This is a genomic window from Methylorubrum podarium (assembly GCF_022179745.1).
In the GTDB taxonomy this organism is placed as follows: domain Bacteria; phylum Pseudomonadota; class Alphaproteobacteria; order Rhizobiales; family Beijerinckiaceae; genus Methylobacterium; species Methylobacterium podarium.
The window spans coordinates 1-8,648 of sequence record NZ_BPRD01000254.1 but is presented as its reverse complement, the minus strand read 5'-3'; the positions used below and the strand labels follow the sequence as shown (position 1 = coordinate 8,648).

Genomic DNA, 8,648 nt, shown 5'->3' with positions numbered 1-8,648 from the left:
GAAGTAGTAGCAGCGGGTGCGCTGCAACAGGTTGCCGCCGGTGGTCGCCGCGTTGCGCAGCTGCGCCGAGGCGCCGGCCAGGATCGCGTCGGCGAGCAGCGGGTAGCGCTCGCGGATGCGGGAATCGTAGGCGAGCGTCGCGTTGGTCACCAGCGCGCCGATGCGAAGGCCGCCGTCGCGCTCCTCGATCTCGCCGAGCGGCAGGCGGGTGATGTCGATCAGCTTGCCTGGCCGCTCGACGTCGTACTTCATCAGGTCAATGAGGTTGGTGCCGCCGGCGATGAAGCGGGCCGCCGGGTCGCTGCCCAGCGCCTGCACCGCCTCCGCCACCGTGCTCGGACGGACGTAATCGAAGCGGTTCATCGGGCGCCTCCCTGCTGCATCACCTCTTCGATCGCGTCGACGATGTTGGTGTAGGCACCGCAGCGGCAGATGTTGCCGCTCATCGCCTCGCGGATCTCGTCGCGCGTCTTGGCGTGGCCCTCGTTCATCAGGCCGACCGAGGAGCAGAGCTGGCCCGGCGTGCAGTAGCCGCACTGGAAGGCGTCGTGCTCGACGAAGGCTTCCTGGATCGGGTGGAGGCTGTTCTTGCCCTCGCGCTGGGCGAGCCCGGCCAGACCCTCGACGGTGGTGATCTCGGCGCCGTCCTTCATCACGGCGAGCGTGAGGCAGGAATTGATGCGGGTGCCGTTCACCAGCACGGTGCAGGCGCCGCACTGGCCGTGGTCGCAGCCCTTCTTGGTGCCGGTGAGGTCGAGGCGCTCGCGCAGGAGGTCGAGCAGCGTGGTCCAGGGCGCGACCTGAAGCTCACGCCGCTCACCGTTGATGGTGAGCGTGATGCCGATTGTTCCGACGGCGCCGGGCGAACCGCTGTCGATGAGCATGGTTACATCCGTGATGAGGCGCGGGCCTCGCACGGACGAAACGCGAAGAGGCTTCGCGAAGGGCCGGACGGGACGCGCGTCTTGGGAGGGCGTGGGCAGAGGGAATAAGCTCTGGGCCCGCACCGGGTCGTGTCGATAACCATTCCAAGGTGGCCCTGTTCCGCTCCCCGCAGCGGAGGCGGTGCTGCGACCCGATCGCGGACCGGGCCGGCGCGTGGAGGCGTCCCGGCCGGGTGGGGTGACGCGTCGGGGTTACGCGGAGCGCGAAGCTCGGCTAACGCTTCGCGCACGCCGACTTCGAGGAGCCGCCATGGCCGACGCACTCGACCCCGTCCTGAACGACATCGACCGCGATCTGGACAACAGCCTGGAGCGGCTGTTCGCGTGGCTGCGCATCCCCTCGATCTCGACCGATTCGGCCTATGCCGGGCATTGCCGCGAGGCGGCGCGCTGGCTCGAGGGCAACCTGACCGCGCTCGGGTTCGAGACCAGCGTCGAGGAGACCTCGCTGCATCCCGTCGTGCTGGCGCACCGCCCGAAGCCAGGGGCGCCGCACGTGCTGTTCTACGGCCATTACGACGTGCAGCCGGTCGATCCGCTGGACCTCTGGACGACGCCGCCCTTCGAGCCGCGGATCGACGAGACGGGCGATTCGAAGAGAATCGTCGCCCGCGGCGCGTCCGACGACAAGGGTCAGGTCATGACCTTCGTCGAGGCGTGCCGGGCGCATCTCGCGATGAACGGCGACCTGCCGGTCGGCGTCACCATCCTGATCGAGGGCGCCGAGGAGAACGGTTCGCAGGGGCTTCCCGAATGGGTCGAGGCCAACCGCGAGCGGCTGAAGGCCGACGTCGCGCTCGTCTGCGACACCGGCATGTGGGACCGTGAGACCCCGCAGATCACCACCTCGCTGCGCGGGCTCGCCTACTACGAGATCAAGGTGACCTGCGCCGACCGCGACCTCCATTCCGGCTTCTTCGGCGGTGCCGCGGCGAACCCGATCCACGTCCTGTCGCGGATCATCGCCGACCTGCACGACGCGGAGGGCCGCGTGACCCTGCCGGGCTTCTACGACGGCGTGCGCGAGCCCCCGCCCGAACTTCTGGAGCAGTGGCGCTCGCTCGGCCTGACGCCCGAGAAGTTTCTGGGGCCGATCGGCCTGAAACAACCGGCGGGCGAGCGCGGGCGCCTGCCGATCGAGCTGATCCAGTCGCGCCCGGCCTGCGACGTCAACGGCATCATCGGCGGCTACACGGGCGAGGGGACCAAGACCGTCATCGCCTCTCAGGCATCCGCGAAGGTCTCGTTCCGCCTCGTGGACGACCAGGACCCGGACCAGCTTTCCAAGACCTTCGAGGCGTTCGTGCGCGAGCGCGTGCCCGCCGACTGCTCGGTGGAGGTGATCTGCTACAAGGGCTCGCGGGCGGTGGCCCTGCCCTACGACATGCCGCAGCTCGCGGCGGCGCAAGCGGCGCTCGCGGCCGAGTGGGGCCTGGAGGCGGTGGCGGTGGGCGCCGGCGGCTCGATCCCGATCGTCGGCGACTTCAAGCGCCTCCTCGGCCTCGACACCCTGCTGATCGGCTTCGGCCTCGACGACGACCGCATCCACTCGCCCAACGAGAAGTACGAGCTGACGAGCTTCCACAGGGGCACGCGCTCCTGGGCGCGGATCCTGTCGGCGCTGGCGGCGGCGTGAGAGGCATCCCCGTGACACCGCCTGCGCCACCCTGCCGGCCTTCTTCCAATGAGCCTGCCCTGTTGCACCACGAGTTCAGGGGCCGCCTTTCCGATGCTGTCCGCGTGTTCGTCGTGGCACGGGCCTCTCCTCCCCCTTGTGGGGAGGAGGCGGGAGGTGGGGGTGGTGCCGGATGAGGCTCCGCGGTGCCGTCTGCACCACCCCCACCCCCACCCCTACCCCTCCCCACAAGGGGGAGGGGAGCACGCGACGCTCCGTAGGCGAGCAGGGATACGGTCGATGACCGATCCTGTCCCCGGCCGCCTGATCGAGGCCGCGCCCGGCGCCTTCGTGCTCCGCTTCCCCCTGCCGCCCTCGCTGCCGATCCCGCTGTATGTCGCCAGCCCCGACGGCGTTCGGCTCGTGACCTGGGTCCTGGCCGGCCTCGAAGCGGGGGCAGGGGAGGGGCCGGTCGGCCTCCTGGCGCTCGACGCGGACGATGGCGCCCTCGGCGACGGCCTGACCCTCGCCACCCACTTCCGCGATCTCGCCATCCGGCCCGAACGCTCGGTGGCCGATGCCCTCGGGGCGGCCGAACGGAGCCTGCTCGCCCGCGCGCTGCTGTCGGCCGGTGCCTCCGGTCTCGTCCCGCTCGGGCGTCTGTTCGGCCTCGTCGAGGCGGCGGTCGCCGCCTTGCCGGTTGCCGAGGACGCGCCGGACCTCGCCGACGAGGCGGGCGGCTGGACGCTCGGCGGCACCGCGATCCCGCACGGCCTGCTGTTCCGCACCCGCGCTGGCTGGGGCTGTGCCCGGGTCGTCGAGGCGCATCTGCGCTTCGGCCGGCACCCGCGTCAGCGGCTCACCCTCGAACCGCTCTGGGGCGCGGCGCCCGAGGGCCGGCCGGAGCGCTCGTTCGCGCTCCACGCCCACGGCTTCACCGCGCTGACCGTCGGGGCCTCGTGATGCCGGAAGCGCTCACGGAAAAACCCGCGATCCTCGTGCTCGCGCCGATGCCCGCGGCCCCGGTGAGCGCCGGCAACCGGCGCCGCCTGGTGGCCACCTGCGAGGCGCTGACCCGCGGCGGCTTCGCCGTCGATCTCGCCTATTACGCCCACGAGGATCAGATCTACCGCCGCTTCGGCCAGCATCCGCCGACCGATTTCTTGGAGATGGGACGGACCTTCCGGAACGTCTTCCTGATCGAGGCGCGGACCGTCATCCCGCTCAAGACGCGCGCCAACGCGTTCGGCATCGACGAATGGTGCCCCGACGAGGTCGGGGACTTCGTGGCGTGGTACTTTTCCGCCTTCCCCGAGACCGGCGCGGCTCTCGTGAACTACGTCTTCCTGTCGCGCGCCCTTGAACGGGTGCCGCCGGGCGTGCTGACGCTCATCGACACCCACGACCGCTTCGCCGGGCGCCAGAACCAGTACCGGCCGTTCCGCGCCGAGCCGAACTTTTTCTACACCGACGCGGCCGGCGAGGCGGCGGGGCTCGCCCGCGCCGACGTCGTGCTGGCGATCCAGGCCGCGGAAGCCGGCTACTTCGCGGGGCTGACCGACAGCCGCGTCCTGCTGCTGCCGCCGCATTTCCCGGCCCAAAAGCCGTTCACCGTGCCGGAGCGGGTCGCCCGGATCGGCTTCCTCGGCCACGGCAACGACCCGAATCTCTTCTCCATCGGCCGCTTCATCCGCACGTGGCGCGAGGGCTGGACGCCGGATCGGCCCGAACTCGTCATCGCTGGCGAGATCTGCCGCAGCCTGCCCGGCGTCGAGGGGCCGGGCGTGCGGCTGCTCGGCTATCTCGATCGGCTCGAGGATTTCTATGCCCAGGCCGACCTCGTCGTGGCGCCGATGCTGATGGGCTCCGGGCTCAAGATGAAGGTCGGCGAGGCACTCTCCTTCGGCCGCCCCGTGATCGGCACCGAGATCGGCCTCGAAGGGTTCGAGCCGTTGGAGGCGGCCCATCGCTGCCGCGACGCGGAGGCGGTGAAGGAGGCCGTGCTGGCGGTCGCGGGGGATCGGGATGCGCTGGCGCGGCTGACGCGGGCGAGCGAGGCGCTGTTCACGCGCTACGCCGAGGCGGCGGTGGCGGCGGAGGCGGAGCTGATCGGGCTTCTGCGGACGCACGGACGCGATCGTGCATCCCCCTCTCCCCGCGCGCGGGGAGAGGGTCGCGGCGACCTCGTCGTCGTCGCGACGAGCGGCAGCGATGGTGAGGGGGCGCATCCGGTCGAGGCTCCCTCGGAAACGCCCCCTCACCTTCGGCTACCGCCTCGCTTCGGCGACGGCAGGGTCGCCGAAGCCCTCTCCCCGCAGGCGGGGAGAGGGGAAGCCGACACGGACGCGACGCGTGTCGTCCAAGGCGGCGGCCTCGTCCTCACTTGCGAAACCTCCGCCCGCTCCCTGCCGGCCGCCGACCCCGATCTCGGCGTGCTCGTCGCCACCGAGCGGCGCCCCGGCCATGGCGCGGCGGCGGTCTACACAGCACTGCGGCAGCGCTGGTTCGCGCGCGCCGAGCCAGGGGCGGAGGGCGCGGCGCCGGATCTCGGCGCGCTCGACGTCGCCCTCTCGCCCGAATGGGTGCGCGACCGGAAGCTGCCGCCCGAAGCCCGCGCCGTCCTGGCCCGCGCCTTCGCGGGCATCCAGGCCGACTGGGAGACGGAAGGCCGGATCGTCGGCTGCGCGGGGGATCGCATCGAGATCGCGACGCTGCTGCCCGGCGTGCTCGTGAACGGCACCCATCCGGCGGCCGCCTTCCTGATCGCCGGCGAGGATGCCTGCGAACTGCGCCCGGAGCGGGTCACGCCGCTCCACCGCCGCGAGATCCACGCCTACGCCGATCGCACCGGGCGCCTGCCCGCGCCGCTTCCGGCGAGCCTGTCCTTCCGCGGGGCGTCCTTGCTCCCGGCGGGCGGGTGCCTCCTGTTCCTCACCGATGACGGGATCGGCCGGATCACCCTGCCGGAGGAAGCGCCCCGCCCATGAGCGAGACCCCCGCCGTTCCCCTGCTCGACACCGTCGATCCCGGCATCGGCCGCCGCGCGGCGCTCGCCGAGGCCGCGCTGATCTTCGAGGCGATCCGGCGCAACGGCGTGCGCCTCGCCTTCGCGCCGCAGCCCGATCCGGACATCTCCATCGTCATCGTCGCCCGCGATGCCCGCCACCTCCTGGCGCTCACCCTCTATCGCCTCTGCGCGAGCCAGGCCCTCGCAGGCGTCACCTTCGAGGTCGTGTTGGTCGACAACGCCTCCGCGCCGGAGACCCGCGCCCTCTACCCGCATCTCGACGGGGTGACGCTGATCGAGAACGACATCAACACCGGCTTCGGGCCCGCCTGCAACGCCGGCGCGGCGCGGGCGCGGGGACGCTTCATTCTCTTCCTCAATCCCGACGTCGATCTCCTGCCCGGCGCGCTGGCGGCGATGGTCGCGACCTTCCGTGATCACGCGGGCGCCGGAATCGTCGGCGCCCGGCTCGTCTTCCCCGGCGGCGTGCTGCAGGAATCCGGCGCCGGCTTTCGCGACGACGCGCAGCTCACCCACCCGCATGGCCGCGGCAAGGCCGACCCCTTCGCCCCCGAGCACGCCGCGACCCGCGACGTCGGCTACGTCTCGGGCGCCGTGCTGATGATCGAGCGGGCCCTGTTCGAGAGCCTCGGCGGCTTCGACCCGCTCTTCGCCCCGGCCTATTTCGAGGACACCGACCTCTGCCTGCGCTGCCATCAGGCCGGGCGGCGGGTGATCGTGCAGCCGCGGGCGACCGCGATCCACTACGAGAACGCCACCAGCGCCCGCCGCGAGGAGGTGGAGGCGCTGCTCGACCGCAACCGCGCCCGCTTCCTCGACCGTCACCGTACGAGCCTGTTCGCGCAGGGGCCGCAGCCGCGGGGAGGAGGCCTCCTCGACCACGATCCCTGGCGCCTGCGGGTGCTCTACGTCGACGACCGGGTGCCGCATCTCGATCTCGGCGCCGGCCTGCCGCGGGCCAACGCCATCCTCAACGCCATGGCGGGGCTGGGCTACGCGGTGACCTTCTTCCCGAACTACGAGGCTGATGCGGAGGAGGCGCGGCGCTACCGCGACCTCGATGAGCGCATTGAGATCGGCTACGCCAGCGGCGACGACGGCTTCGCCCGCCTGATCGCGGAGCGGCGCGACCATTACGACGTGCTCTGGGTGAGCCGGCCGCACAACATCCTGTTCGTCACCCAGGCGCTGCACGCCGCCGGGCTCGACCCGCGCGGCTTCGTGCGCTCGAAGGTGATCTTCGACTCGGAAGCCCTGTTCGCGCTGCGCGACTTCGTGACCGAGGCCGCCACCGCGGGCAGCGCGACCGCCGCCGACTTGGCGTGGCAGGCCGAGCGCGAGACGCGGCTGTTCGGGCTCGCCGACGCGGTGGTCTGCGTCTCGCCCGCCGAGGCGCGGGTGCTCGCCCGCTACAGCGCCTGCAACGCCACCGTGCTCGGCCATGCCCTGGCCCGCCCCGAGGCGCCGACGCCGGGCTTTTCCGGACGCTCCGGCTTCGTCTTCGTCGGCGCACTCGCCCGCGAGGGTCAGCCCAACGTCGATTCCCTCGACTGGTTCTTCGAGAACGTCTGGCCCCTCGTCCGCGCGGCGCTGCCGGAGGCGGTGCTGACCATCGTCGGCGGGATCGCGCCGGAGATCCGGGAACGCTACGCGCAGCAGGCGGGGGTGCGGGTGACCGGCCGGGTCCCGCTGACCGAGCCCTATCTCGACGCCGCCCGCGTGTTCCTGGCGCCGACGCGCTTTGCCGCCGGCATCCCCCACAAGGTGCACGAGGCGGTGGCGCGGGGGCTGCCCTGCGTCGTCACGCCGATCCTCGCCGATCAGGTCGGCTGGGCGGACGGCGCCGGCTTCCTCGTGCGCGACTGGCGCGATCCGAGGCCCTTCGCCGAGGCGCTGGTGGCGCTCCACCAGGATCCCGCCCTGTGGGACGCCGTTCGCGACGCGGGCAGCCGAAAGATCGCCGCGGATTGCGACGCCGACGCCTTCGCCGGGGCGATCCGGGCGCTGTGCGAGGCGCAGGTGGTGGCATGAGCGCGTCGCCCGCCGCCCGCCTCGTCGGCTTCGCCAGCGGTCTCCTGCGCCGCGCCGTGATCGGCCGCGTCCCGAAGCTGTTCGATGCCGCCTATTACCGCGAGCGCAATCCGGGCGTGGCGCGCAGCGGTCTCGACCCGTTCCTGCACTACGCGTGGTTCGGCGCCCGGCGGGACCGCAATCCGAGCGCGGATTTCGACACCGCCTTCTACCGCCGCCAGAGCGGCCGGACCCGGCTCGACCCTCTGCGCCACTACCAGCAGGTCGGCGCCGCGCAGGGCCTCGATCCGAGCCCCGGCTTCAGCACCAGCCTCTATCTCGCCCGCTACCCCGACGTGGTCGCGGCCGGAATCAACCCGCTCCTGCATTTCCGCACCGACGGCCGGGCGGAAGGCCGCGAGGCGGCGCCCTCGCCGATCGAGCCCGACCGCCTGCGGGCGCTCGACGGCGTGGCCGAGGATCACAACGTCACCCTGCCCGAAACCGAGGGCGGGCGCTTCGCCCTGACGCTGCTGCGCCAAAGCCCTCTCGACCGCCGGGCGGCGTTCGCGCCGCGCTTCTGCCTCCAGCTCTGCGTTGACGGCGTCGAGTACGACGCCCTGCTCGACGCGTTCCGCGCCTTCGAGACGGGGAGGCAGGCGGCGCTCGCCCTGGAGATCGACACGGGCGCCGGCCCGCATCCGCCGATGCCGACTCAGCTCCTCGCCTTCGAGCGCTGCTTCGTCTCCCGCTCGGACGATAGCCGGACCATCACCCTGCGCTATGCGGAGCTGCGGGCCTGGGACCTGCGCCTCAAGCGGCCCGGCGTCGCGGCCGTGTTCGCCGGCGGCCATTTCTCCGCGCGGTCGCTGGCGAAAGGGGAGGGGTGGCCGGCGGCGTGATCCGGCGCGTCCCATCCGGAGAGGTCGCGTCCCGGATCGCTTCGGCCGCTGCCTCTCTCCTCCCCCTTGTGGGGAGGAGGCGGGAGGTGGGGGTGGTGCCGGATCGAGCGCGGCGGTGGCGTCTGCACCCCCCACCCCGAACCCCTCCC

Annotated in this window: 7 protein-coding genes; 5 read left to right on the top strand and 2 right to left on the bottom strand. The window is 72.3% G+C overall.

What is annotated here, in order from left to right; all coding sequences use genetic code 11:
* Together MFF42_RS13505 and MFF42_RS13500 are read right to left on the bottom strand one after the other, a co-directional pair.
* A partial coding sequence (locus MFF42_RS13505) for an FAD binding domain-containing protein (RefSeq protein ID WP_238256192.1) occupies window positions 1-363 on the bottom strand: 363 nt, incomplete at its 3' end.
* On the bottom strand, window positions 360-884 hold the full coding sequence (locus tag MFF42_RS13500; RefSeq protein WP_238256191.1) for a (2Fe-2S)-binding protein: 525 nt from the start codon (window positions 882-884) through the stop codon (window positions 360-362). The genes MFF42_RS13500 and MFF42_RS13505, both read right to left, overlap by 4 nt.
* Window positions 885-1,194: 310 nt before the next feature.
* Here MFF42_RS13500 and MFF42_RS13495 point away from each other — a divergent pair, with 310 nt between their 5' ends.
* The 5 genes from MFF42_RS13495 (at window position 1,195) to MFF42_RS13475 (ending at window position 8,499) form a co-directional block, all read left to right on the top strand.
* Window positions 1,195-2,580 carry a M20/M25/M40 family metallo-hydrolase gene (locus MFF42_RS13495; protein WP_238256190.1) on the top strand — a complete coding sequence of 462 codons (1,386 nt, stop codon included), beginning with the start codon at window positions 1,195-1,197 and terminating at the stop codon, window positions 2,578-2,580.
* A gap of 279 nt (window positions 2,581-2,859) precedes the next feature.
* Window positions 2,860-3,522 (top strand): hypothetical protein, encoded by a 663-nt coding sequence (locus tag MFF42_RS13490; RefSeq protein WP_238256189.1) that lies wholly within the window; start codon window positions 2,860-2,862, stop codon window positions 3,520-3,522.
* Window positions 3,522-5,546, top strand: a complete 2,025-nt coding sequence (locus MFF42_RS13485) for a glycosyltransferase (RefSeq protein WP_238256188.1) — start codon at window positions 3,522-3,524, stop codon at window positions 5,544-5,546. The genes MFF42_RS13490 and MFF42_RS13485 overlap by 1 nt, the downstream gene beginning before the upstream one ends.
* On the top strand, window positions 5,543-7,618 hold the full coding sequence (locus MFF42_RS13480) for a glycosyltransferase (protein ID WP_238256187.1): 2,076 nt from the start codon (window positions 5,543-5,545) through the stop codon (window positions 7,616-7,618). Before MFF42_RS13485 ends, MFF42_RS13480 begins: the two co-directional genes overlap by 4 nt.
* Window positions 7,615-8,499, top strand: coding sequence for a hypothetical protein (locus MFF42_RS13475; RefSeq protein ID WP_238256186.1), 885 nt, complete (start codon window positions 7,615-7,617; stop codon window positions 8,497-8,499). Before MFF42_RS13480 ends, MFF42_RS13475 begins: the two co-directional genes overlap by 4 nt.
* Window positions 8,500-8,648: the final 149 nt, after the last annotated feature.

Excerpts from the sequence above, each read along its gene's own strand:
- MFF42_RS13475 (WP_238256186.1), top strand. The coding sequence starts at position 7,615 with ATGAGCGCGTCGCCCGCCGCCCGCCTCGTCGGCTTCGCCAGCGGTCTC.
- MFF42_RS13500 (WP_238256191.1), bottom strand. The coding sequence starts at position 884 with ATGCTCATCGACAGCGGTTCGCCCGGCGCCGTCGGAACAATCGGCATC.
- MFF42_RS13480 (WP_238256187.1), top strand. The coding sequence starts at position 5,543 with ATGAGCGAGACCCCCGCCGTTCCCCTGCTCGACACCGTCGATCCCGGC.
- MFF42_RS13495 (WP_238256190.1), top strand. The coding sequence starts at position 1,195 with ATGGCCGACGCACTCGACCCCGTCCTGAACGACATCGACCGCGATCTG.
- MFF42_RS13485 (WP_238256188.1), top strand. The coding sequence starts at position 3,522 with ATGCCGGAAGCGCTCACGGAAAAACCCGCGATCCTCGTGCTCGCGCCG.
- MFF42_RS13490 (WP_238256189.1), top strand. The coding sequence starts at position 2,860 with ATGACCGATCCTGTCCCCGGCCGCCTGATCGAGGCCGCGCCCGGCGCC.